The sequence below is a fragment of the Arthrobacter sp. N199823 genome, assembly GCF_002929705.1.
In the GTDB taxonomy this organism is placed as follows: Bacteria; Actinomycetota; Actinomycetes; order Actinomycetales; family Micrococcaceae; genus Specibacter.
This window is the reverse complement of sequence record NZ_PJIN01000012.1, coordinates 15731-39242: the sequence shown is the minus strand read 5'-3', so window position 1 is coordinate 39242 and position 23512 is coordinate 15731. Positions and strand designations below refer to the sequence as shown.

Below are 23512 nucleotides of genomic sequence, written 5' to 3'. Positions count from 1 at the left end.
AGCATTTCCTTGCTTCACGGCCGGCACAGATGGACTTTTAGTTCATCTGTGCCGGCCTTTTTTAACGGGTTTTCTCACTCTTGGCAGGGATAGCTGTGGGCTCTAGGGGGTGCTGGCCGCGAACAGGTAGATTGGACACATGGAATCAACTACTTTGTTGCCCGGCACCGGACCCAAGGCCACCATGCTCTTTGTGCATGCCCACCCAGATGACGAAACCATTGTCACCGGCGCCACCATGGCTGCTTCGGCGGCCGCTGGTGCCCGAGTTGTCCTTGTGACCTGCACACGCGGGGAACTTGGCGAGGTCATCCCGCCCGAGTTGGCGCATCTGGAAGTCAAAACTGGGGACGCGGCGATCCCGCTGGCCACAGACGCCATGGCTGCGGGCCCGGACGACGGCGGACCCTTCGCTGAGGGGGAATCGGCACCGGGAGCCGGGCTGGCAATGGAACGTGAACGCGAGTTGGCGGCGGCTTTGGCCGCACTGGGGGTGCGCGAGCACATCTGGTTGGGTCAAGGAGCTACCGCGACGGACAGCGGAGAAGTGACCTTCCGTGATTCGGGAATGCAGTGGGGACCTGACGGCCGCGCAATGGCGGCGGATACGGTGCTTCCGGGATCATTCTCCAGGGCGCCCCTGGCTGAGACCGCCGAATTATTGGCGCATGCTATCCGAGAGCTGCGCCCGGACATGGTGATCACCTACGCGGCAGACGGCGGCTACGGACATCCTGATCATGTGCGCACTCATGAGCTCACCCTGGCCGCGCTCCGGCTGGCAGCAACCGCAGGGCCAGCCAACGCCGGGCCTGCACACGCCGCGGTTGTGGTGACCGGCTGGAAGGTTCCCACTGTCTACACGATTGTCAGTGACAGGCCTGAGCGGGCACTGGATGCTGACACCCCGCGGCTGCAGGTTGTGGGGGATCTGGCAGCTAAGACGGCCGCCATGGCAGCCCACCGGACCCAGATCACCGTGGAGGGTGAACGCTATGCACTCTCCGACGACGTCTGGAAAGACATTTCCGCTGTCGAGGAATTTGTGGCCGTTCCTGCTGCCGATATTTATCTAACGCAGTGATGGGCGCGCACCCGCCCGAGCCGCAACCAGATCAGAAACCAGAACAGCAACTGCAGCGCCAGCCAGAGAACAAAACACAGCGCCAAACGGAGAGCAAGCCTCGTTTCAGCCTTCCCCCACCACGGCGCTGGGCCATCATGGCCGCGGCTGCCGGGGCAGGGATCGGCAGCGGATTGCTGGGCACATCGCTGCACGGCCACGCCTGGTTCCTCAACGATGGGCAAACAATTCTGCCCTTCGGCGCTGCCCTAGCACTGCTGTTGCTGGCGTCCGTGGGCCTGTTTGTGGGCTTGTGGAGTAAAAGCTCTTGGATTGTGGTGCTGTGCGGTGCCGCCGCATACCTCACCGCTGGGGTGCTGTCCCTGCAGTTGGGATCTGTGGGAATCATTACCGGTAACCTGCAGGGCAACGTGTGGCTTTACGGAATTGCCATTGCCACCCCACTCACGGCCTGGCTAGTCAATATCATCTTGAAATCACGCACATAGCGACAAGTAGCGCCCTGCCACACTTTGCTCCTGCGTCTGGTTAACCCGTGATGGTGCGCCACTCGTGGAACTGCGCACTGTTACGGGCTAACCGCACACAACTCCAGTGGCGTATCGAGAAAACGTAGCCACAGCCACAGCCACAGCTACAGCGGCATGCGCCGCGCCCGGGGCGCCGGTGGCGGGGGAACAGCCTTGGCGAGCTGGACGTCGTCGTACATTATGGTGACGGTGCCAGAGCGGGTGGTGATGGTGCAGCCGAAGGAATCGCGGGCGGTGAGATCGCCCAACGCATCGCTTAATCCGCCGTCGATCCTGTAGCGGACCACCATGCGGGTGCCCAGTGGAAGCTGCGTGAGCCGCGTCAGTGCAGTGTTCATCACTTCATACTAGGTCGCGCTAAGGTGCGTGGCCGCCGCCGGTGGGGGATAATGGGAGGGCCGGTGGCGAATTGTGCCGGATTTTAGACTTTGAGGAAGGTTGGGGTTCGTGACGTACGTAATTGCGCAGCCGTGCGTGGATGTCAAGGACAAGGCATGTGTTGAGGAGTGCCCTGTTGACTGTATCTACGAGGGTGAACGCTCGCTCTACATCCACCCCGACGAGTGCGTTGACTGTGGTGCCTGTGAACCTGTGTGCCCCGTAGAGGCCATCTACTACGAAGATGACACCCCGGATGAGTGGGCCGAGTACTACAAGGCCAACGTGGAGTTCTTTGACGTGCTGGGGTCCCCGGGCGGTGCCGCCAAGATTGGCAACACCCACACGGACCACCCGTTCATCGCGGCACTTTCGCCGCAGAACCAGGACTGATCGCGCCATTATGACCCAGGCACAGGCACCGCACACTTTCGGCTTGCAGCTTCCTGAATACCCGTGGGATGCGCTGGCGCCTTATCAGCGTATTGCCGCCGCGCATCCGGATGGGTTGGTGAATCTTTCCATCGGCACGCCCGTGGATCCCACCCCTGCGTTGATTCAGGAAGCGCTGAAAGCTGCGGCCGATGCCCCCGGCTATCCCACCACCCATGGCACCTTGGCCTTGCGCCAGGCCGTTGTGGACTGGTTTGCTCGGCGCCGCAACGTGCCTGGTCTGGATCCGAAGGATGTGCTGCCCACCGTTGGCTCGAAGGAATTGGTGGCGTGGCTGCCGCTGCTGCTGGGTCTTGGTGCAGGTGACGTCATTGTCCGGCCCACCGTGGCCTACCCCACCTATGACATGGGTGCCGTGTTTGCCGGTGCCACCTCCGTTGCTGCTGACTCCTTGGACGAGCTCGACGCCGAGACCCTCGCCAAGGTGCGCCTGATCTGGGTCAACTCGCCGGGCAACCCCACAGGGATTGTGCGCGGCGTTGATGAGCTGGCTGCCTTGGTGGCGGCGGCCCGGGAGATTGGTGCCGTGGTCGCATCTGATGAATGCTACGGCGAGCTGGGCTGGGGTGCCTGGGACCCGGAAAACGGTGGCGAAGCAGTTCCGAGCGTGTTGGATCCGCGGGTCAACGGTGGCTCGAATGAAAATCTGCTCGCCATTTACTCCTTGAGCAAGCAGTCCAACGTGGCTGGCTACCGGGCGGCGTTTGCTGCAGGGGACAGTGCCATCGTGGCGAACTTGGTCAACAGCCGGAAGCACGCGGGCATGATCGTGCCGTATCCGGTGCAAGAGGCCATGCGTGTGGCCTTGGGGGACGATGCACATGTCAGCGCTCAGAAGGCGCTCTACCGTGCCCGTCGCGAGCAACTGGTGGGTGCCTTGGAAGCCTTTGGGCTCACCATCCATCACTCAGAAGCCGGTTTGTACCTGTGGTGCACCGCAGGAGAGGACACCTGGACCACTATTGGCCGGCTTGCCGAACTGGGCATCTTAGCCGGGCCCGGGACGTTTTACGGGGATGCCGGCCACGGTTTTATCAGGGTTGCGCTGACCGGAACTGATGAGCGTATTGCTGCTGCAGTGAGTCGACTCGGCGCAAAAACCTAGCTTTTTCGCTAATATTGTGCCGATTTGGCCCTCAGGATTAGTCTCGAAGGCCCTTAAAGCGGTAGTTTCGTAGGGTAGCCGTCTTGGCCACCGGACGCTTTAAGTGCTGAGTTTTATGGGGCAATCCCTCAATGTGCGCGGTGACTCGCGGACGCAAAGCTTGCATTGAACTAACCAAAGCCTTTTTCAAGGCCACCTCATGAAGGGGACCCCATGTCTGATTCCACGAGCGCATCGCTGCGCTATGACGGCGGAGAACTTGAACTTCCGCTCATCGAAGCCGTAGAAGGCAATGCCGGCTACGACGTTTCCAAGTTGCTCAAGACCACCGGTGCGGTCTCCTATGACCCCGGCTTTGTTAACACGGCAGCTACATCGTCGGCCATCACCTACCTCGACGGCGACGAAGGCATCCTGCGCTACCGCGGATACCCCATCGAAGAACTGGCAGAGCACTCCAGCTTCCTGGAAGTTTCCTTCCTGTTGATTTACGGGAACCTGCCCACGGCAGCCGAGCTGGACAAGTTTGACCAGCGCATCCGTCGCCACACCATGCTGCACGAAGACCTCAAGGGCTTCTTCGGCGGTTTCCCGCGCGATGCACACCCCATGCCGGTGCTGTCCTCCGCTATTTCGGCGCTGTCCACGTTCTACCAGGACTCACTTGACCCGTTTGACGACGAGCAAGTTGAAATGGCCACCATCCGCCTCATGGCCAAGCTGCCAGTTTTGGCTGCCTACGCCCACAAGAAGTCCATCGGTCAGCCCATGCTGTACCCGGACAACTCCATGGGCTTGGTGGAGAACTTCCTGCGTCTGAGCTTTGGCCTGCCGGCCGAGCCCTACGAAATGGATCCCATTGTTGTCAAGGCTCTTGACCTGCTGCTGATCCTGCACGCTGACCACGAGCAGAACTGCTCCACGTCCACGGTGCGCATGGTTGGTTCGGCCAACGCCAACATGTTTGCCTCAGTTTCCGCTGGCATCAACGCCCTCTTCGGCCCGCTTCACGGTGGCGCCAACGAGGCCGTGCTGAACATGCTCCGCGACATCCAGGCCAGCGGCGAGCCCGTTGAGAAGTTCGTCGAGCGCGTGAAGAACAAGGAAGCCGGTGTGAAGCTCATGGGCTTCGGACACCGTGTCTACAAGAACTACGATCCGCGCGCCAAGATCGTCAAGAACATGGCTCACGAGATCCTGGCCAAGCTCGGCGGCAATGACGAACTCCTCGCCATCGCCATGCGTCTGGAAGAGGTTGCGCTGACGGATGAGTACTTCATCTCCCGCAAGCTGTACCCGAACGTGGACTTCTACACCGGCCTGATCTACAAGGCCATGGGCTTCCCCGAGAAGATGTTCACGGTGCTGTTCGCCATCGGTCGCCTCCCGGGCTGGATTGCCCAGTGGCGCGAAATGATGAAGGATCCGGAAACCAAGATTGGCCGTCCGCGCCAGCTCTACATCGGTGAGCCGGAGCGCATGTACCCCTCGCGGTAACATTGCCTTAAGCACGACTGCGGCGGGAGACTTTTCCTTGGGAGAGTCACCCGCCGCCTTTTTTCTGTCAATCAGGACGAAAGTAAAAAACATGAAAATGTCCACCTTGTTGCTGCATACCTTCTCCATGGCCTTCCCGATTGTCGTCGTGGTGCTGGGGATCATGGTGCTGATTGGCAAGAGCGTGTTCCTGCCGTTCTTCATCGTCTCGCTCGTCATCATGCTGGTTCTGCTGGTGCTGTTGTACCGCGACAAGAAGAAGGACGCCGCGGCCAAGAAGTAGCCGCCCCTCCCGACGCTCCCTCAGCGTTTGGGGTATTTCGGCCAACGCTCCATCACCTTTTGGGGTTTTGGGGTGTTTCCGAGCGCTCTGCAATGGGCATTCGTGAGACATCTGTGCTAAAAAAGATGTGTGCCGAAAATTGTAAATGCGGATGACCGCCGTGAACTTGTTGCCGATGCCGTATTCCGAGTTGTGCGCGAGAGCGGTCTGGCACAAGCGTCGCTACGTAATGTGGCTGCCGAGGCGGGGCTGGCGCTGGGCTCCGTGCGGCACTACTTCGACAATCAAGCGGAGCTCATGGAATTCGCCTTCCGGGTCAGCTCGGAGCGGATTCACCTGCGGGCACTGGAAAAGTTGGAAGTACTCGAAGACGAAGCGTTACCTGCCGATGGTGAAGCCTTATTGGAGAAGTGCGCAGTGGTTCTGGAAGAACTGCTTCCACTTGACGCGGCACGTAGCGCCGACGCAGTGGTGCATATGGAGTTCATGCTCGATGCCCGCACCAACACAACGCTCGTTGACGCTGCACAGGACGATTACCGTGCCACCGGGGCCGTGGTGGGCCGGGTGGTCATGCAGCTGATGGAAAGCTCGCTGGCCGTTCCCGGGTTGGTTCCCGTGGATGAGGCGGAACGTCTCATTGGCTTACTGGACGGGTTGAGCCTGCGCATGGTCTTGCAGCCCGCCTGGGCGGCCCCTGAGCAGGGGCAGGCCACACTGCGCCGCCATCTGGCCTCCCTGCTCGCCGCCTGATTTCCATACCCATTGGCCCAAACGCTGAGGGAGCGTTGGCCGAAAACCCCCAAACGCTGATGGAGCGTTGGCCGAAAACCCCCAAACGCTGAGGGAGCGTCTGGAGGGGACGGTGCCTTGTTGCTTGCTTGAGAGTAATCTGGGAGGTGGGATTGCTGCATCATCCATGCGGCGGCTGGAGGGAGATACCATGCATCACACCGGTGGCCCAGGGTGGCGGATCACGTTGGATACCTGCACACCCATGCTCATGGCGTTGTATTTTCGCGATGTTGCAGGATTAGCGGGTGCCGGGACTCCTGCCCTTTCTCACGTGGCCCCGGCCGTACGGGCTGCCGATCATTCCATGCTCATTTCCGGTGTGGGCGGCGTAGCGGCACTGCGGGACCAGTGGGAGTTTTGGTGGAGCCGGTTACTGCAGGCAAACCCCAGCAATGAGCCAAATATTAGCCCCCCGGATTTCCCTGAATTAGCTGGCCTACCGGCACTGCAACGGGTGGCGCAGGCCCACTTTGGAGCAGCCGTCAGTTGGTCCCGTGAGCAGGAACAAGTGTATTCAAGCATGGCCGCGCAACGCGAGACCCTGGGTGGGCACAAGATTCTGGCCGATCTGGTTCAGAACCGGGAAATGGAGCTGGGCCGCAGTTCCAGGGACTTCACGCTGACTATTGTGGAGGTCCCGTTGGCTGAGCCACGGGCCTGGTTCATAGAACCCAACAGGTTAATCATGAGTTCGCACCTGCTCGATGATCAGGAAAACTTCCGCAGCTATGTCCAGCCCGTGGTGGATTTGCTGGTCTAACCGGCGGGCACAGTCACAGAGGAAGGTAAAAGGATCGAGACAGCTCCGGCGCTCACGTCCTCGCTTGCTTGCCAACCAACATTGTGGCCGTCAGTAATGGCGTCCCTGTCCCAGCTGTACCCGGCGTAGTTGATTTGGCTAATCCCCAATTGGTTCGCGTAGGCCAACGCCCAGTGGGCCAGCCGCCAACCATTGGCCTCATCCACCTCGAGCAGCACCGTGTCACCAGCGGCGCTGCTGGAGGTACTTGCAACTACTTGGCCTACGGCGCCCTGCGCGGCAGTGATGAGCTGCTCAGGGGGACTCACAGCGGTGACGGGAGCAAGTGTGCAATTCAGTGCGTGTGGAGACTGTCCTGTCAATGCGGAGGCAAACGCACGAGAAAGCGGCTCATGTTGTGCATAAGCATGAGGGAACCCTGAGCGCTGAACAATTTGAGCGGCGTCGTTAATGGGCAGATTCACGTAGTTCGGTACTTGCGCGAGAACATCATAAAACGCGTTGGTGGAATATACCGGATCCATAATTTGTGCCACCGTGCCCCACTCCTGCGAGGGACGCTGCTGGAATAGCCCTACAGAATCCAGATCACCGTAATCGATGTTGCGCAATCGAGATTCCTGCATAGCCGTGGCTAGAGCAATACTTGCCGCGCGGGCTGGCATGCCGCGTTGTGTGGCGATGGTGGATATGAGCGCAGCATTCTCGGTTTGATCCAGTGCCAGCGAATAGTCCCCACCCCCTACCGTGGCGGTGCAACCCAAAGCAAGACCTGGCGCCAGGGCGTCCTTGAAGGTGTTGGAAAGCCACACGCCACCGGCGATGAGTGCGCCCGCAGCCAAGACAAGGACCGTGAGCCAGCCGAGGGCGGCACGGCTTTTCATGGCCGGCCACCCTCGTGAGACTGCACTGCGAGCGTGACTTTAGTTGGCATGCAAGCTTTCATTCAGGGCAACTGTTGTGCCGTGACGCGGCAGAACCTCCACGCCGCCTGACGTTGAATTACGGCGGAACAAGAGGTTCGGGACGCCGGAGAGCTCGCTGGCCTTCACAATCACAGTGGTCTCCTCGCCGTCGTCGTTCTTGGGCCCCAAAACCCGCACGCGCGTACCGGCCGTAACATACAGACCAGCTTCTACAACGGAGTCGTGGCCAATGCTGATGCCCACGCCAGAGTTTGCGCCGAGCAAAACGCGCTCGCCCAGTGCCACTCGCTCACGGCCGCCACCGGATAGGGTGCCCATGATGGAGGCGCCGCCGCCAACGTCGGTGCCATCGCCTACGACTACTCCAGCGGAGATGCGGCCTTCCACCATGGAAGTACCCAAGGTTCCTGCATTGAAGTTTACGAATCCTTCATGCATGACGGTGGTGCCTTCGGCGAGGTGAGCGCCCAGACGGACACGGTCGGCGTCGCCAATGCGGACTCCTGCCGGAACCACGTAGTCCACCATGCGCGGGAACTTATCCACGGAGAAGACCGTGACGTTTCCGCGGCGGCGCAATTTGGCGCGTGTCATTTCAAATCCTTCAACGGCGGCCGGACCGAAGTTGGTCCAGACCACGTTGCTCAGCTTGCCGAAGATGCCATCCAAGTTGATGCTGTTGGGCGTGACCAGCCGGTGCGAGAGCAGGTGCAGGCGGAGGTAAGCGTCGGCAGCGTCGGCGGGTTCGGCGTCGAGGTTGATCTGGGCGAACACCACGCTTTGGGTGACGCCGCGATCGGTGTCGGTGCCATTTTCAGCCAAGGCCGTGAGATCTCCGCTGGCCTCAGGGGTCCGGCCCAAGATATCTGTTCCGGTGCCGAGTGCAGGCGCCGGGAACCAGACATCGAGCACAGCGCCGGAATCGGCGATCGTGGCAAGGCCAAAGCCATGGGCGGAACGGTCTGTCAGCAGCTCAGTTTCAGTCATGGACCAAGTCTATCGACGGCGGTAGGTGTCCCCAACATTTGACACACTCCGTGGACACTGGCTGCGGACACCGCTAGACACGGCTCAGGTTACGTTGAACGTAATGGAGTGCCAACCGGTGGAACCATCTGGCTCTGGGGGAGCCTGATCCTGGATTTGGATGGTGCCGTCCGCATCGTAGGCACGCACCCGCACCTTGTGAGTTCCAGCAGGAGCGTTGTCCCAGATGTACGACCACTGACGCCAGGTGTCCACCGAGGCTTCCGCAGCCAGCGTGGCTTCCTGCCAGGCGCCGTCGTCAATTTGGACCTCAACCTTGGAAATTCCCTTGGTCTGAGCCCAAGCACTGCCGCCAATGGGGACTGAACCGGCAGGAACCCGGCCTAGTGCCCGCGGAACCTCCACCCGAGACGCGGTCTTGATGGGTCCGTGGGAGTTCCAACCTCGGGAGGTCCAGTACCCTGCACTCTGGGCAAAGGTTGTCACTTCCAGGTCAACCACCCACTTGGTGGCCGAGACGAATCCGTATAGGCCCGGAACCACCATGCGCACAGGGAAACCGTGCTCGAGGGGCAGGGGCTCGCCGTTCATGCCCACGGCCAATATGGCATCGCGGTCATCCTGCAACACTGGCAGTGGAGTGGATGCGCTAAAGCCGTCAATGCTGGTGGAAAGAACCATGTCGGCGCCTGCCGTGGGCTTGGCCCGGGCCAACACCTCACGCAGGGGATAACCCAGCCACTTGGCATTGCCGGCCAGATTTCCGCCCACCACATTGGATACACATGTCAGCGTCACATAGGACTCGATGAGATCTTGTGCCAGCAGCTCATCAAAGCCAATGGTGAATTCCTCCTCGACCATGCCGTGCACGCGCAGCTGCCAGTTTGCCGGATCAATGTCCGGCACGGCGAGAGCAGTATCGATGCGGTAGAAATCATCATTGGGTGTCACAAAGGGGGTGACACCTTCCACGGGCGCCTGCACACCGGTGGGCAGTGCGGCTGCCGTGGTTTTGGGTGCGGGAAGCTTCAGCGTTGCGCGGACGGCAAGGGCCGTGTTGCGAGCACCGTTGATGACAGTGCCACCAAAGCCAACCACGACGGCGGCCCCGGCCACTAGCGCCGACCTCACCAGGAAGGTGCGCCGGCTGGGAGTCTGCTCGGCTGCGGTAGGCGGGTTCGCCGTCGTACTGGTACTGGAGGTGGTGCGCGCGCTCTGGCTTAGGAAGCGCAGAGCCAAGAGACCGCCAACGGTACCCATCAGCAAGGGGAAGACGTCAGCAATTCCGGCGCTGGCCCGGGTGAGGATGCACACGGCCATGACGACCGCGAAGGCCACCACCATGGTGGCCCCGGCGGCGAATTTCTTGCGGGCCACGATCCCGGCGACGGCGGACAATGCTGCGGCCACGATACCCATGGAGAGGAGCAAAACGAACTTGTCGTTAGTGCCGAAGGTGGCGATGGCGAAGTTCTTCATCCATGCCGGGGTGAAGTCGATGAAGGTCGATCCCACCGCTGTCAGTGGCGAGGACGCGGCGCCAAAGAATGCCGACAGGAATTCGGCGATGGCAAAGAGAACTCCTGCCGATATGACACCGGCCAGGGCGCCGAAGAGAGTTCCGCGCCAATCTCGTGAGGTATTTTCCGTGCTCCGCTTGCCCATAACAGGCTCCTTAGAACGTTTGCGTGGCTACCGCTGTCTCAGCTGGTAGAAGTACTTGCAGGTACTTCGGAGCGAAAAGGCCTCCGGATTGCTCCGGAGGCCCATGGAATCTAGATTTCCTGTACCAAGATTGGTGTTGTGGTCGGCTTCTCTGAGCCGCCCAGCGGCTCAACGGTGATGCCTATATGCGTAGCGCCGCCCATTTCACCGTTAAGTATCTGCATGGCGGGCTCTCGGTTGCTGTCCATCATTCCGGCGGAGACCGCACCTGCTGCAGAAATGAACCACAGCTCATAAATCTTGCCTTGGGGCGCTGGGGGCATTCCGTTGACCATGATGGCGGCTTTATTTGCTTTGCTAGAAGATGCGACAGTCACTGTAGCGCCGTCGGAAATTTCTGACGTTGCAATTTTGGCGTCGGGAGAGTTCATGATGGTCAGCATGGCCTCTTGTTGCGCCTGGGATGCTGCCAATTGTTGCCGTGCCTCTTGGTCCGAGGAATTCTGACCAATAGCCCAGCCGCCCACGCCTACTCCAGCGAAGATTGCCAGTGCTGCTGCCGCGCTCAGCGCTGGCACCCAGCGGCTTCGCTCGGTAGTGTTTCCGCGATTACGTGCGGAGGAACTTCGAGCCGAGGAAATGTCGCGGACTACTGCACTGGATGGAAGTTGGCGAGTGTTGCGGATGGCAGCCATGACATTCTGCTTCAGGGCCGGCGGAGGGGTCTCTTCGTCAAGTCCGAAGGCCAACATTGCGGCCGTCTCGCTGAGACTACGCACCTCTTCCAAGGTTTCGGCATCGTTGAGTGCATGTCGTTCGAAGGCACTGCGCTCTCCGTTGGTGAGCGAGTTCAATGCGTAGGAGCCGGTCAGTAAATGCAGTTGCTTTTCCATCACGCCACCCCTAACTTATCTCTTAGCCTGATCATGCCATCACGAATTCTTGTTTTTACAGTACCTACAGGGATTTTGAGCAACTCAGCCACTTCCTGGTGGGTGTATCCACCGTAGTAGGCCAAGCTGATTGCTTCCCGTTGTGGCTCTGTGAGTGTATCGAGGGCCTTACGGACTCGAGCTGCTTCCATCTGCTTTTCCACAGTGTCAGCGACGTCGTCGTAACTCTCCTGATACTCCTTGATTCCCTGGCGAAGATCCCTATCGGAACTTGCCTGGCTTGCGCGAACTCTGTCGACAGCTCTGCGGTGGGCGATAACGAGAATCCAAGACATTGCTTTGCCTCTGTCCGCATCAAAGCGAGAGGCCTGTGCCCAGACGTCAACAAAAATTTCTTGCGTGACCTCTTCACTCTGGGCTTGATCGCGGACAACGCGTCTTACCAGACCATATACTCGCGGAGCTACGGCATCGTACAGTTCTTCGAAGGCCGCCTCGTCGCCAAGGGCGACGAGGCGGATCAAATCCTCATGGGTCGGGGGAACCAACGGTTCAACGGACCGCATCCAAGGTAAACGCATAGTGTCTACTTTGTCATGATCTGTACCCACGAGCACATTTCCTTCGTAAGGTGTTGCAATTTGTTCTGTGAAACAGGTGCTACTTCTTTGCCGGGGGCATCAACACGGTGTCGATCAGGTACACAGTTGCATTGGCGGTCTTGACGCCACCGCAGATGACCTTGGCGCCGTTGACCATCAAGTTGTCGCCGCTGCCAGTGACCTCAAGCTCGCTGCCTTCAGCGGTTGCGTGCTTGCCATCGATCTTGCTCGGGGCGAGCTGGCCGGGGACGACGTGGTAGGTCAGGATTGAGGTCAACGTGGCGGAGTCAGTCTTGAGACCGTCGATGGTGGCAGCAGGGATCTTGGCGAAGGCGTCGTCGACGGGAGCGAAGACGGTGAATTCACCCGAGTTCAGTGTGTCAACCAGGTTGACGTCCTTGTTCAACTGGCCTGAAACCGCTGCGGTGAGGGTCTTCAGCAGCGGGTTGTTTGATGCCGCGGTGGTCACCGGGTCAGCGGCCATGCCGGCCACCGAGCCTGCACCACTGGGAACTGCTGCAGCGTAGTCGGCACAGCCGGAGCCAACCAAGTCAGCGGCCGGGTCCATGGCGGCTGCGGAGCTCGGAGCCATGGGGGCTTCGGAGGAAGCCATCGGAGCATCCGAGGTGGGGCTGGAAGCGGTGTCGCCTGAGCTGCAGGAGGTCAAACCCAAGGCCGCAACGGCCATGAGGCCAAGACCGAGAGTGAGGCTCTTACGGGTTCCAAACTTCAAGGTGGTGTTCATGATGATTCTCCGTAGTGTGAAAGCGGAAGGATTCCGTTGTGCTTCTCCCGAACCGCTTCTCATATGATCTGCTGAGCTGCGGTGGTGGGCTGTCAGATAGTACTTCGGAGCCCAAGACAAAGTGGATTGGAATGATGTTAAGAAAGTTTTTTCGCCCCTCCCTGCGCCGGTAAAGTGGTCAAATGACCACTTCCAGTAGTTCCTCAGCTCAAGCCGATTCTCAGCTAACGCCGGCCCCTAATGGCGCACAAGGTGGGTCGGGCGCCGTCGTGCTTGATCTACAGCAGGACGTGGCGAAACTGACGGCGGCACTGATGGACATTGAAAGTGTGTCCGCCAATGAGCTGGCCATTGCTGATGCTGTGGAGGCAGCCCTGCGGGCGCTGCCGCACCTGGCGGTGACGCGCAATGGGGACTCGATCGTGGCCCGCACGGAGCTGGGGCGTGCTGAACGGATTATTCTGGCCGGGCATCTTGACACCGTGCCGCTGCCCACTGTGCCCGGTTCGCGCGGCACCGTCCCCAGTAGCTGGGACGGCGAGGTGCTGTACGGCCGCGGTGCCACGGATATGAAGGGCGGAGTTGCGGTGCAGCTGGCTCTGGCTGCCACGTTGACCGAGCCCACCAAGGACATCACCTTCATCTTTTACGATCACGAGGAAGTCGCCGCGGTCAAGAGCGGTCTGGGACGTCTGGTGCGGGAAAACCGGGAGCTACTGGACGCCGATTTCGGCATCCTGCTGGAACCCACCAACGGCACGGTGGAGGGTGGCTGCAACGGCACCATCCGTTTCGAGGCCACCACGCGTGGCAAGGCAGCGCATTCGGCCCGGGCCTGGATGGGGGAGAACGCCATTCACGCGGCGGCTCCGATTCTTGCCCGGCTCGCAGCCTATGAGCCGGCCACGGTGTCCGTCGAAGGGCTGGACTACCGCGAATCCCTCAACGCTGTGAAAGTTCACGGCGGCACGGCCGGCAATGTGATTCCGGATCAGTGCGTGGTGGAAATCAACTATCGCTTTGCCCCGGACAAGACCCCGGACCAGGCCGAGGCGCACGTACGCGAGTTGTTGGAAGGCTTCGATTTGGTGCGGACGGACTTCTCCGCAGGCGCTCGTCCGGGGCTCAACGCGCCGGCTGCTGCCTCCTTTGTGGCTGCCGTGGGCCGCGAGCCGCTGCCCAAGTACGGCTGGACAGACGTTGCCCGCCTGAGCGAAATGGGCATCCCCGCCGTCAACTTTGGCCCCGGCGATGCTCTCCTGGCGCACAGCGATAACGAGCACGTCCACGCCGACGCAATCCGCGAGTGTCTGGCAGCGTTGACCCGCTGGCTGGGGTGACGTGACGTGGCTGTGATCTGCGCCAGCCACGTTCCTCGAGTGTCCACTTAATGTACGCTCCAGACCGATCTGGCGGCTCAAACGTACGTTAAGTGGACACTCGAGGGCTGGGCTGGGCTGGGCTGGGCTGGGCTGGGATAAAAGGTGAGCTCATCGGCTAACGGGACAGAGCCACTCCAGAAAAAACGGGCGGGTGGTCACCTTGATTCAGGTGACCACCCGCCCGTTTGTTGTCTAGGGCTGGCAGATCATGCTCCAACGATGGCCGAAATGCCCCGTTAGGTCAGCGTTGCTGAGCTTAGCCAGCTATGCCGGCCTTGGCCTTGACGACCTTCACACGCGAGGACATCTTGAACTCGGTGTACCTGGCCACGCCGGACAGAATCAGGCACAGGCCCACGTAGATGACCGCCGCGACCATGAGCCCCGGCACCACGGGTGAACCGTATTGCCCCTGGGAACCAAGGAAGGTCGCGTAGTACAGGATCTCGTTGTACGTAATCAGTGAGCCAAGTGCGGTGTCCTTCATGATGACTACCAGCTGAGCAATGATCACAGGCAGCATGGCACGGACAGCCTGTGGCAGCAGGATGGTCCGCAGGACTTGCCCGTTGGACAACCCGATGGCCAGACCGGCCTCGCGCTGGCCCTTGGGTAGCGACGCGATACCGGCACGGAACACCTCGGCCAAAACCGAGCCGTTGTAGAGGATCAAACCGACCACGACGGCGATGAAAGGGGTGATGCCCTTGACGCCAACCGAGGGAAGGCCGTAGTACATGATCATCATGAGGATCAGCAGTGGTACTGCCCGGAACAATTCCGTGAACCAGTAGCAGGGCAGGCTCAACCACTTGGCTTCTGCGAGCCGGCCGAAAGCCAGAATGATGCCGAGCACCAAGCTGCCGACGGCGGCCACAGCGAAGGCCTTCAGTGTCGTGCCGATGACCGTCAGGAACATTTCCTGGACCCGCGGGAAGGTAAAAATCTCCCACTTTTGGGCCGTGAACTGTCCGGATTCGTAGAACCGGAACAGGATAAACCCAATGATTCCGACCACCACAATGACTGTGACGGTGTTCAAGTAGACATTGCGTGTGCGGGCCTTGGGGCCGGGAACGTCAAAGAGTACCGCGCTCATCGCGCCACCTTCCACTTCTTCTCGAGGTAGCGTTGCAACGGTGAAAGGATGCCTAGCACCAGGAGCACAAAGATCAGGGCAACCCAGAGCAGACCGGGCAGCAATGGTTCGCCGAGGTCGCTGAGGGTGGCGCGAATGGAGCCGGCTTCCAAGACAGAGAAACCAGCTGCAACCGTCGTGTTCTTCAGCAGTGCAATGAACACGCTGAACAGTGGTGGGACCACCGAGCGGAAAGCTTGGGGCAACACAATAAGCGTCAAGGTCTGCATGAACGGCAGCCCGATGGCACGTGCGGCTTCTGACTGGCCCACGGAAACCGTGTTGATGCCGGAGCGGATGGCCTCGGAGACATACGTTGCGGTGTACAGCGAGAGGCCGACGATGGCAGCGTTCATGAAGCTGATCTCAGGCAATCCCAATTTCGGGTAGCCCAAGGCAAAGAAGGCAAGGATCAGGGTCAGCGGGGTGTTGCGGACGGAGTTGACGTAAAACGTTCCTGCCGCGCGCATGGCCGGAGCAGGGGAGACCCGCATGCCGGCAACGATGGTTCCAAGGATCAGGGAAAAGAAAGCGGAAAAAATAAACAAGATTCCGGTGTTCTTGAACCCGTCAATGAAAAGTTGACTGTTGTCTAGAAGTACATTCACAGGGCAGCGTCTCTTTCAGTGAATTCGAGAGGACGAAGAGGTGGCGTTGCAGGGGCTGGGCCGCTGCAACGCCACCCGGGGACGTTTAGTACTGGTCAACCTTGGGCTGCTCAACCTTGGTGCCCGACTTGCCCAGTGTGGCGTCGAAGATCTTGGTCCATGTGGCGTTGCCATCGGTCAGCGTGGTGTTCAGGAAGGTGCGCAGAGCGGTGTCGCCCAGCGGGAGACCGACGCCGTAGTTCTCCACAGTGAACGGCTCGCCGACCACTTTCAGCTTGTCCGGGTTCTGGGATGCGTAGCCCAACAGGATGGCTTGGTCGGTGGTTACCGCATCAACGGTTCCACTCGTGAGTGCCTCAACACACTTGGTGTAGATGTCGAAGCTGATGGCATCTGCCTTCGGGAAGTTGTCCTTGATGTTTTGGAAGGGCGTTGAACCGGTGGCGGAGCAGACCTTCTTGCCGTCCAGGTCCTTTTCACTCGTGATGGTGGTGTTGTCCTTGGCCACCAGCAGGCCCTGGCCCGTGATGAAGTACGGTCCGGCAAAGTCCACAAGCTTCTTGCGCTTGTCGTTGATGGAGTAGGTGCCGACGTAGAGGTCAACGTCGCCGTTGGCCAGAGCGGCCTCGCGGTTGGCTGAAGGGATGGCCTTGAAATCAATCTTGTCCGCGGCGACGCCCAAGGAGGCTGCCATCCAGCGGGCAATTTCAATATCAAAGCCGCTGCGCTCACCCGTGGCTGCGTCGAGGAAGCCCAGGCCGGGCTGGTCTTCCTTGACACCGATGCGGATTTTGCCGGCGGACTTGATCTTGTCAAAGGTGGGGCTGCCGGTCAGGGCTACGTCTTTGGCGACCTCAAAGCTCAGCCCGGCCGCGTCGCCGCCACCTCCGTCAGATCCGCCACCGGCAGTGTCACCGCCGCCACAACCTGTCATGGCGAGGGCTGCTGCTGTAAGGACGGCTGTGAAGCCGAGGGTTTTTTTGCTGAAGAACTTTTTCAAGGGGGTTCCTTTCATAATCGGCCGTTTACGGCCGGTTTAATGAGTAGCTGGTGCAGCTGGAAATCTGAAGGTGTGGCTATCCGTTGGTGAGGATTTTGGACAGGAAGTCCTTGGCCCGGGGGGTCTGTGGGTTCGTGAAGAACTCTTCCGGCGTAGCTTCTTCTACAATCTGGCCGTCGGCCATGAAGATGACACGGTCGGCAGCCTTGCGAGCAAAGCCCATCTCGTGGGTGACCACCACCATGGTCATACCTTCCTTGGCGAGCTCGACCATGACGTCCAAGACCTCATTGATCATTTCGGGGTCCAAGGCGCTGGTGGGCTCATCGAAGAGCATGACCTTTGGCTTCATTGCCAAAGCTCGCGCAATAGCGACGCGCTGCTGCTGTCCGCCAGAAAGCTGGGCGGGCAACTTTGCTGCCTGATGTCCCACGCCAACACGTTCCAACAAACTCAAGGCGAGCTTGTCGGCGTCGGGCTTGGACATGCCCTTGACCTTGATGGGGCCCAGCGTGACGTTTTCCAGGATGGTTTTGTGGGCAAACAAGTTGAAGGACTGGAAAACCATGCCAACGTCGGCGCGCAGATTTGCAAGCTGCTTGCCTTCCTTGGGGAGTTCCTTGCCATCAATGGTGATGGAACCGGTGTCGATGGTTTCCAAGCGGTTGATGGTGCGGCACAGTGTTGATTTGCCGGACCCGGAAGGACCAATGACAACCAAGACTTCGCCCTTGGCAACCTCTAAGTTAATTTCCTGAAGCACATGGAGAGCGCCGTAATGCTTGTTGACGGCCTTGAGTTCCACGAGCGCAGGAGCATGTGCGGGATTTGTCATGCATTTAACCTATCCACTTTCGGGGCACTCGGGCAGGAATTGACGCACATCGGTCCCGATCGTAACGCTAACGAGATATTGTGAGCCAAGCCACGGCACCTTTTCGCGTAGCCTAGGTGGCATGAGTGCACCCACAGGATCCAGCCGACCCGACCACCCCGAAGTCCGACGGTTCGGAAATTGGCGCCAAAATGGCTCCGGCATGGACACTGCCGACGCAAGGCTGTTGGAAACACCGCCCGGCACTGCTTTCACGCACACCGACCCGTGGCGTGTCATGCGCATCCAGAGCGAGTTCGTCCAAGGTTTTGATGCCCTGGCTGAGATTGGCCCGGCCATCAGCGTCTTTGGCTCGGCCAGGACCAAAGCGGAATCGCACCATTACGTGACGGGCATGGAGGTAGGCCGGCGTCTGGTGGAAGCCGGCGTGGCTGTTATTACCGGTGGCGGACCAGGGTCCATGGAGGCCGCGAACCGTGGCGCCGCGGAGGCTGGCGGCTTGTCCATCGGATTGGGGATCGAGCTCCCGTTCGAGCAGGGCATGAACGAGTGGGTGGGTCTGGGCGTTGACTTCCGCTACTTCTTTGCCCGCAAGACCATGTTCGTGAAGTACGCGCAGGGCTTTGTGGTGCTGCCTGGCGGCCTCGGCACACTCGATGAACTCTTCGAAGCCATGGTCTTGGTGCAGACCAGCAAGGTCAGCCAATTCCCGATTGTGCTCGTGGATAGGACCTTTTGGGCCCCGCTCATGGACTGGATCCGAGATGTCATGGTGGAGCAAGGACTGGTCTCAGCCGGGGACCTGGACATCATTCAGTTGGTGGACACCGCGGAAGAGGCCGTGAAGCTGGTCATGGAGGGCAAAGCGGGCTCCCGAGTCGCTGCCCGCAGCTAGGGGCTGGCTCTAGGACATGAAACCTCTTTCCAGCCGCGCATCTGGCACCATGGTCTTGTGACTTACTTCCTGATCTTTCTTGCCGTGATGGTGGCTGCGCTTGCCGCGCTGTATCTGGTGGGTTTGAACAAGCCCCAGACTGGTGCCGACGTCTATAACGACCTTCTGGCTGGCCCGGTGGCCAATCTGCCCCCTGTGTTGTTGCCGGGCGTGCCCGCGCCCGCAGACGTGAACAAATTGCGTTTCTCCTTGGGGTTACGTGGGTACCGCATGGATCAGGTGGATGAGGTTCTGGACCGTCTGCGCGACGCCCTGGCCGCGAAGGACCTGCGTATCGCCGAGCTGGAATCCGCCGCTGGCTTGCCCGCTGTCGGCAAGGCCTCTGCGGATGAGACTGCCGACAAAACTGCCGTGGACCGGGTTTTTGCTGAACCAGAAGCGGACGACGCCGGTGACGCACCTGGCGCTGTTCCGGCGACAACTGCTGATGCCGAGCTGGGAAACGGGCCCACCGCGGCACATCCCTCAGGCGTCGCCTGAGATGGAGTCACCCGAGATGGACTCTTCTGAGCTGGGCGCCCCTGAGTTGGACTCCCCACAGCTGAAACTGATGGTTGGCAGTGATGGCAAGGCCCGCTGCGCGTGGGGCGGCATGGACGGCGATGAGCAGTACCAGCGCTATCACGACACCGAATGGGGCCGGCCCATATCCGGGGACCCAGCCACCATGGAGCGCGAACTCTTCGAACGGCTGAGCCTGGAAGCCTTCCAGTCAGGCCTGAGCTGGCTCACCATCTTGCGCAAGCGCGAAGCCTTCCGCGCCGCGTTCAAGAACTTTGACCCGGTTGCTGTGGCGAATTTTGGCGAGGTCGATTTCGAGCGGCTCATGAACAATGCCGGCATTGTGCGCAACCGGCTCAAGATCAGGGCCACCATGGGCAACGCGAAGGCTCTACTGGCTCTGCCCGAGGGCACCACATTGGCGTCCCTACTGGCCAATCATGCACCGCAGACCCGCCGGATGCCAGATGAACCCGTTGCGGCTCAAACGCCAGAATCTGCGCGCTTGGCCAAGGCCCTGAAGAAGCTAGGCTTTTCCTTTGTGGGCCCCACGACGGCTTACGCCATGATGCAGGCCGTTGGCGTGGTCAATGATCACCAGCCAGGCTGCTGGCTTGCCGCCGATGCATAGTGGTGCGTCCAGTGTGAGCCGCAAGCCAACCGTCAATGACGAACTCTTTGCGCTGCTGCGACGCGGCCTGGCACCGCTGCTGCGGGCGCCGTGGTGGCTGCAGGTCACCCTGATCTATGGTGCTGCCAGGTTGCTGTCCTACGCCATCTTCCTCGGAGCTGCCTGGCACGCCGAAGAATCGCCGTGGGGTGGGCGCCAGCCGGACTACCTAACGTTCATCAATCGCTGGGATGCCGGCTGGTATGAACGGATTTTCGACGGCGGATACCCCACCACCATTCCGCGCAACGCGGACGGCACGGCACAGCCGAATCAATGGGCTTTCTACCCCATATTTCCCTTGTTGGCCCGCGGTCTGAGTGCTGTCACGGGGCTGGAGTGGGCTGCCGCGGGGGCCATTATTGCCACGGTCGCCGGGCTGGCCGCCGCACTCATGATCTACGTCCTGTTCAGGAACTTCTCCGCTCCCGGCACGGCACTGTGGGGCGTTGCCTTTTTCGCCACCTTCCCAATTTCTGCTGTCCTGCAGGTGCCGTACGCAGAATCCGTAGGCATGTTCTTTCTCGCCGCAGCTCTTCACCTGCTCATCAAGCGCAACTATGCCGCGGCCGTCCCCCTGGTGATGCTGCTGTGTCTCTCGCGACCGGCAGGAGCGCCGTTTGCCGCCGTCGTTGGTTTACATCTGTTGCTGCGCTGGTGGAAACGCAAGGAAGAGCCGTTCCCGGTGCGGGAGCTGGTTCTGGGTGCCGTGCTGCTGGTGGCCAGTGGCGTCATGGCGTTTGGCTGGATGCTCATCGCCTGGTGGGTGACGGGGGAGCGCACGGCCTACACGGATACCGAGACAGCTTGGCGGGGATCGGATCTGGTGTTGTTCAAGCCCTGGTTCGACGCTGGCGTGGACCTGATTGGGCCGCTGTGGGGGCCGTTGCTACCCCTGCTGCTGGTGGTGCTGGCCCTGTTGTATATGAATTCACAGTCGGTGCGCCGGATTGGAAGCGACCTTCAACTGTGGTGCGGCATGTACCTGCTGTACCTGCTCGCTGTGCTGCATCCGCAATCGAGCACGTTCCGGATGCTGCTGCCGCTGTTCCCGTTGGCACTCGCTGCGGCGTTCATTTCCGCCTCGCGGGCCTACCGATTTACAGTGCTGGTGATGTTCAGCGTCCTACAGATTGTTTGGGTTGTGTGGCTTTGGCAGTTCGCGGCGATCAGCACCGGACAGGCCTGGCCGCCTTAAGGAACTCCGCCGCATTTGTCAATGGGTGCGTGTGGCGATTAGCACCCGAGCGCTCGGATACGGAATAATAGCTTGTGAGCGATACAACATCAGCGCATGGCAGGGGAATCCCTGCCGATGCAGGTTTGTACTACGAAAAGGGGAATTCCAAATGGCGGCCATGAAACCTCGTACCGGAGACGGTCCAATGGAAGTGACTAAAGAAGGTCGGAGCTTAATTCTGCGCCTGCCATTGGAAGGCGGTGGACGTCTCGTAGTGGAGATGAACGCAGACGAGGCAGTTAGCCTCAAGGAATGCTTGGCGGGCGTGACCGAATAGGTCCACCGTAGTACCACTAAGAATTATGAGGCGGGGCGGCGAAAGCTGCCCCGCCTTTTCTTGTTAATCCGCGCCGCTTTGACGTTTTCGCCATATTTTGAACCCTGGCGAAAACGTCAAACGGTAGCGAAAATCAGGACCTTAGCGCTTGACGGCCAGCAGCAGGCCATCGCCAGTGGGCAGCATGGCGGAGATCAAAGAGTCGTGCTCGCGGACCAGCTTGCCCACCTGGCGCAGAACCACCGTGCTGGTTTCGCGGATGGCCGGGTCAGAGACGCGGTCCTTATCCAGGGCATCGTTGATGATGAGCAGCCCGCCGGACTTCAGGAGCCTGATGGCCTGCTGGACATACTCTGGGAAGCTGGGCTTGTCCGCGTCAATGAAGACCAGATCATAAGCAGCATCGGTCAGACGGGGCAGGACATCTTGGCCACGGCCGGAAATGGTGCGGGTGCGGTTGGCAGGAGAACCCGATTCCGTGAACGCTTCACGCGCCGCCTTGAGATGATCCACGTCGGGATCGATGGTGGTCAGCACAGCTTTGGGTCCCAAACCGCGCAGCAGTGACACGCCGGAAACGCCAGCGCCTGTGCCAATTTCCACGGCCGTCTGGGCCTTGGATGTTGCCGCCAAGACTGTCAATGCAGCTGCTACGCCGGGGCTCACTGGGAACAGGCCCAGCTCATGCGAGCGTTCGCGGGCACGTCGCAGGACAACATCTTCCACGGGGAGGCCCTCTGCGTAGGACCAGCTGGTGGATTTATCGGCACTCATGGGTGGTGTTTCCTAAACTGTTGCGTTGACTGGTGTATAGCCTACTGCCTGTACCCACAGGGTCATCAATGTCATCATTCAGCAAAATGTCAGCTTTGTTTGGAAGACTGTTCTGACTAAGAAGGAAACCTTCCTTTGCGCCGTTCCCCACGAACGGGGAGGCGTAACAGCCATTGAAGCGAGGTGCAGCGATGAGTTCAGCCACCACCCCGGCAGCCCGTCCTGCAGAAGCAGCCACAGACCAGCTTGCCGCCACCGCCAACTGGGTAACGCCGTCGTGGGATGAAGTGGTCAATAATCACTCTGCCAAGGTTTTCCGGCTCGCCTACCGTCTGACAGGCAACAAGTTCGACGCCGAAGACCTCACCCAAGAGGTCTTTGTCCGCGTGTTCAAGTCCCTAGCCAACTTCAAGCCGGGCACTCTCGATGGCTGGCTGCACCGCATCACCACTAATTTGTTTCTTGATCAGGCCCGCAGGAAGCAGCGCATCCGTTTCGACGCCCTCTCTGAGGATGCCACCGCACGCCTGGCTGGCACTGATCCGGGACCTGAGCGCACCTTTGAATTCAACAACCTCGACCTGGACATCGCCGCAGCGTTGGAGGCCTTGCCGCCGGACTTCCGTGCCGCCGTCGTCCTGTGTGACATGGAGGGCCTCTCTTATGACGAGGTGGCCCACGCGTTGAACATTAAACTGGGAACAGTGCGCTCGCGCATCCATCGAGGCCGGGCCATGTTGCGTGAATCGCTCGCCGATAGAGCGCCGCGGCGCCCCAACGATCTCCGCCCAGCGCGTAAGCCACTTCTTTCGCTGCCAAGGATTGCTGGCGCACGCTAGAATCGTCAGCGATGGCGAAGTGCTATCGCTAAGGCACACAAGAAGTACGTAAACTTTCAAGCGTTAACGCTAGGAATCGTTGCTTTGAGTACTGAGAGGGTAATCTTCCTAACGTGTTTGGTATCAATACCCCTGAGCTCCTCCTAATACTTGTGTTGGCAGTATTGGTGATAGGACCTACCCGGCTCCCCGGATACGTGGAAAAGCTGAAGAACCTCATCCGTGAGGTACGCAAGATGGCCTCCGGCGCGCGCGAAACCATTAAGGAAGAAGCCGGGGTCGATATCGACGATATTGACTGGAAGAAGCTCGATCCCCGCCAGTACGATCCCCGCCGCATCATCCGCGAAGCGCTGATTGACGACGAAGAACTCGACAGTCTCAAGTCCCTCAAGATGGCGCCCGGAGCGGCCATTGCCAGCATGATGGGCAAGGACTCCAAGGACGGAGCCACTGCCGATTCGTTGGACGCTGTTCCGGCTGCACCTGCCATCGAACGTCTCGAAGAGGGCCAACAGGCCCCGTTCGACGCCGAAGCCACCTGACGCTGCATCACCGTTTGGGGTGTTTCCCCCGACGCTGCAGCA

28 protein-coding genes are annotated in these 23512 nt (G+C 60.1%); 16 read left to right on the top strand and 12 right to left on the bottom strand.

From position 1 onward, the window contains the following. The first annotated feature begins 139 nt into the window (after positions 1-139). Together CXQ93_RS18000 and CXQ93_RS17995 are read left to right on the top strand one after the other, a co-directional pair. Positions 140-1084: a PIG-L family deacetylase gene (locus CXQ93_RS18000; RefSeq protein WP_104111791.1), complete on the top strand. Its 945-nt coding sequence runs from the start codon at positions 140-142 to the stop codon at positions 1082-1084. Then, positions 1081-1572 (top strand): hypothetical protein, encoded by a 492-nt coding sequence (locus tag CXQ93_RS17995; protein ID WP_104111790.1) that lies wholly within the window; start codon positions 1081-1083, stop codon positions 1570-1572. Before CXQ93_RS18000 ends, CXQ93_RS17995 begins: the two co-directional genes overlap by 4 nt. Positions 1573-1718: 146 nt before the next feature. Here CXQ93_RS17995 and CXQ93_RS17990 read toward each other — a convergent pair whose 3' ends face one another. Then, the gene (locus tag CXQ93_RS17990; RefSeq protein WP_104111789.1) at positions 1719-1952 is read right to left on the bottom strand and encodes a ferrous iron transport protein A; all 234 of its coding nucleotides are present in this window, start codon (positions 1950-1952) and stop codon (positions 1719-1721) included. A gap of 109 nt (positions 1953-2061) precedes the next feature. On the opposite strand from CXQ93_RS17990, the gene fdxA reads away from it, so the two are divergent. The 6 genes from fdxA (at position 2062) to CXQ93_RS17960 (ending at position 6885) form a co-directional block, all read left to right on the top strand. Continuing rightward, the gene (fdxA, locus tag CXQ93_RS17985) at positions 2062-2385 is read left to right on the top strand and encodes a ferredoxin (protein WP_104111788.1); all 324 of its coding nucleotides are present in this window, start codon (positions 2062-2064) and stop codon (positions 2383-2385) included. Positions 2386-2395: 10 nt separating this feature from the next. Beyond that, complete coding sequence (gene dapC, locus CXQ93_RS17980) at positions 2396-3550, top strand: succinyldiaminopimelate transaminase (protein WP_104111787.1); 1155 nt, start codon at positions 2396-2398, stop codon at positions 3548-3550. A 213-nt stretch (positions 3551-3763) separates the two neighbouring features. Continuing rightward, positions 3764-5047 carry a citrate synthase gene (locus CXQ93_RS17975; RefSeq protein ID WP_104111786.1) on the top strand — a complete coding sequence of 428 codons (1284 nt, stop codon included), beginning with the start codon at positions 3764-3766 and terminating at the stop codon, positions 5045-5047. A gap of 91 nt (positions 5048-5138) precedes the next feature. After that, on the top strand, positions 5139-5330 hold the full coding sequence (locus tag CXQ93_RS17970; RefSeq protein ID WP_146073256.1) for a hypothetical protein: 192 nt from the start codon (positions 5139-5141) through the stop codon (positions 5328-5330). 129 nt (positions 5331-5459) lie between these two features. Then, positions 5460-6083, top strand: a complete 624-nt coding sequence (locus CXQ93_RS17965; protein WP_104111784.1) for a TetR/AcrR family transcriptional regulator — start codon at positions 5460-5462, stop codon at positions 6081-6083. A 190-nt stretch (positions 6084-6273) separates the two neighbouring features. After that, positions 6274-6885, top strand: a complete 612-nt coding sequence (locus CXQ93_RS17960; RefSeq protein ID WP_104111842.1) for a hypothetical protein — start codon at positions 6274-6276, stop codon at positions 6883-6885. Here the strand turns inward: CXQ93_RS17960 and CXQ93_RS17955 are convergent. From CXQ93_RS17955 to CXQ93_RS17930, 6 genes are all read right to left on the bottom strand, one after another. Further along, on the bottom strand, positions 6882-7769 hold the full coding sequence (locus tag CXQ93_RS17955; protein WP_104111783.1) for a hypothetical protein: 888 nt from the start codon (positions 7767-7769) through the stop codon (positions 6882-6884). The two genes, CXQ93_RS17960 and CXQ93_RS17955, sit on opposite strands and share 4 nt — an antisense overlap. Positions 7770-7808: 39 nt before the next feature. Next, complete coding sequence (dapD, locus tag CXQ93_RS17950; RefSeq protein ID WP_104111782.1) at positions 7809-8798, bottom strand: 2,3,4,5-tetrahydropyridine-2,6-dicarboxylate N-succinyltransferase; 990 nt, start codon at positions 8796-8798, stop codon at positions 7809-7811. Positions 8799-8882: 84 nt separating this feature from the next. Next, positions 8883-10466, bottom strand: coding sequence for a molybdopterin-dependent oxidoreductase (locus tag CXQ93_RS17945; RefSeq protein WP_104111781.1), 1584 nt, complete (start codon positions 10464-10466; stop codon positions 8883-8885). 110 nt (positions 10467-10576) lie between these two features. After that, entirely contained in the window at positions 10577-11359 is a 783-nt protein-coding gene (locus CXQ93_RS17940) for an anti-sigma factor domain-containing protein (protein ID WP_104111780.1), read from the bottom strand. After that, entirely contained in the window at positions 11359-11940 is a 582-nt protein-coding gene (sigK, locus tag CXQ93_RS17935; protein WP_104111841.1) for an ECF RNA polymerase sigma factor SigK, read from the bottom strand. Before sigK ends, CXQ93_RS17940 begins: the two co-directional genes overlap by 1 nt. 79 nt (positions 11941-12019) lie before the next feature. Beyond that, positions 12020-12706, bottom strand: coding sequence for a fasciclin domain-containing protein (locus tag CXQ93_RS17930; RefSeq protein ID WP_256939575.1), 687 nt, complete (start codon positions 12704-12706; stop codon positions 12020-12022). Positions 12707-12888: 182 nt separating this feature from the next. On the opposite strand from CXQ93_RS17930, the gene dapE reads away from it, so the two are divergent. Then, on the top strand, positions 12889-14046 hold the full coding sequence (gene dapE, locus CXQ93_RS17925) for a succinyl-diaminopimelate desuccinylase (RefSeq protein WP_104111779.1): 1158 nt from the start codon (positions 12889-12891) through the stop codon (positions 14044-14046). Between the two features lie 298 nt (positions 14047-14344). Here the strand turns inward: dapE and CXQ93_RS17920 are convergent, their stop codons facing one another. The 4 genes from CXQ93_RS17920 to CXQ93_RS17905 all read right to left on the bottom strand — a co-directional run bounded on the left by CXQ93_RS17920 (position 14345) and on the right by CXQ93_RS17905 (position 17669). After that, complete coding sequence (locus CXQ93_RS17920; RefSeq protein ID WP_104111778.1) at positions 14345-15187, bottom strand: amino acid ABC transporter permease; 843 nt, start codon at positions 15185-15187, stop codon at positions 14345-14347. Beyond that, positions 15184-15834: an amino acid ABC transporter permease gene (locus CXQ93_RS17915; protein ID WP_104111777.1), complete on the bottom strand. Its 651-nt coding sequence runs from the start codon at positions 15832-15834 to the stop codon at positions 15184-15186. Before CXQ93_RS17915 ends, CXQ93_RS17920 begins: the two co-directional genes overlap by 4 nt. 85 nt (positions 15835-15919) lie before the next feature. Beyond that, entirely contained in the window at positions 15920-16768 is an 849-nt protein-coding gene (locus CXQ93_RS17910) for a glutamate ABC transporter substrate-binding protein (RefSeq protein WP_104111839.1), read from the bottom strand. A gap of 142 nt (positions 16769-16910) precedes the next feature. Beyond that, positions 16911-17669 carry an amino acid ABC transporter ATP-binding protein gene (locus tag CXQ93_RS17905; protein ID WP_104111776.1) on the bottom strand — a complete coding sequence of 253 codons (759 nt, stop codon included), beginning with the start codon at positions 17667-17669 and terminating at the stop codon, positions 16911-16913. A 121-nt stretch (positions 17670-17790) separates the two neighbouring features. Here CXQ93_RS17905 and CXQ93_RS17900 point away from each other — a divergent pair, with 121 nt between their 5' ends. The 5 genes from CXQ93_RS17900 (at position 17791) to CXQ93_RS17880 (ending at position 21312) form a co-directional block, all read left to right on the top strand. Continuing rightward, the gene (locus CXQ93_RS17900; RefSeq protein WP_104111775.1) at positions 17791-18564 is read left to right on the top strand and encodes a TIGR00730 family Rossman fold protein; all 774 of its coding nucleotides are present in this window, start codon (positions 17791-17793) and stop codon (positions 18562-18564) included. Between the two features lie 57 nt (positions 18565-18621). Beyond that, positions 18622-19104, top strand: a complete 483-nt coding sequence (locus CXQ93_RS21300; protein ID WP_308470640.1) for a DivIVA domain-containing protein — start codon at positions 18622-18624, stop codon at positions 19102-19104. A gap of 16 nt (positions 19105-19120) precedes the next feature. Then, the gene (locus CXQ93_RS17890; RefSeq protein ID WP_104111774.1) at positions 19121-19756 is read left to right on the top strand and encodes a DNA-3-methyladenine glycosylase I; all 636 of its coding nucleotides are present in this window, start codon (positions 19121-19123) and stop codon (positions 19754-19756) included. Positions 19757-19769: 13 nt separating this feature from the next. Next, positions 19770-20993 carry a hypothetical protein gene (locus tag CXQ93_RS17885; protein ID WP_258069098.1) on the top strand — a complete coding sequence of 408 codons (1224 nt, stop codon included), beginning with the start codon at positions 19770-19772 and terminating at the stop codon, positions 20991-20993. A 151-nt stretch (positions 20994-21144) separates the two neighbouring features. Then, the gene (locus CXQ93_RS17880) at positions 21145-21312 is read left to right on the top strand and encodes a DUF3117 domain-containing protein (protein ID WP_082634113.1); all 168 of its coding nucleotides are present in this window, start codon (positions 21145-21147) and stop codon (positions 21310-21312) included. Positions 21313-21453: 141 nt separating this feature from the next. On the opposite strand, the gene CXQ93_RS17875 is transcribed toward CXQ93_RS17880, so the two are convergent. Further along, the gene (locus tag CXQ93_RS17875) at positions 21454-22086 is read right to left on the bottom strand and encodes an O-methyltransferase (RefSeq protein WP_104111773.1); all 633 of its coding nucleotides are present in this window, start codon (positions 22084-22086) and stop codon (positions 21454-21456) included. A gap of 191 nt (positions 22087-22277) precedes the next feature. On the opposite strand from CXQ93_RS17875, the gene sigE reads away from it, so the two are divergent. Then, complete coding sequence (gene sigE / locus CXQ93_RS17870) at positions 22278-22925, top strand: RNA polymerase sigma factor SigE (RefSeq protein ID WP_104111772.1); 648 nt, start codon at positions 22278-22280, stop codon at positions 22923-22925. A 113-nt stretch (positions 22926-23038) separates the two neighbouring features. After that, positions 23039-23470 carry a Sec-independent protein translocase TatB gene (locus tag CXQ93_RS17865; protein WP_104111771.1) on the top strand — a complete coding sequence of 144 codons (432 nt, stop codon included), beginning with the start codon at positions 23039-23041 and terminating at the stop codon, positions 23468-23470. The last annotated feature ends 42 nt before the right edge of the window (positions 23471-23512 follow it).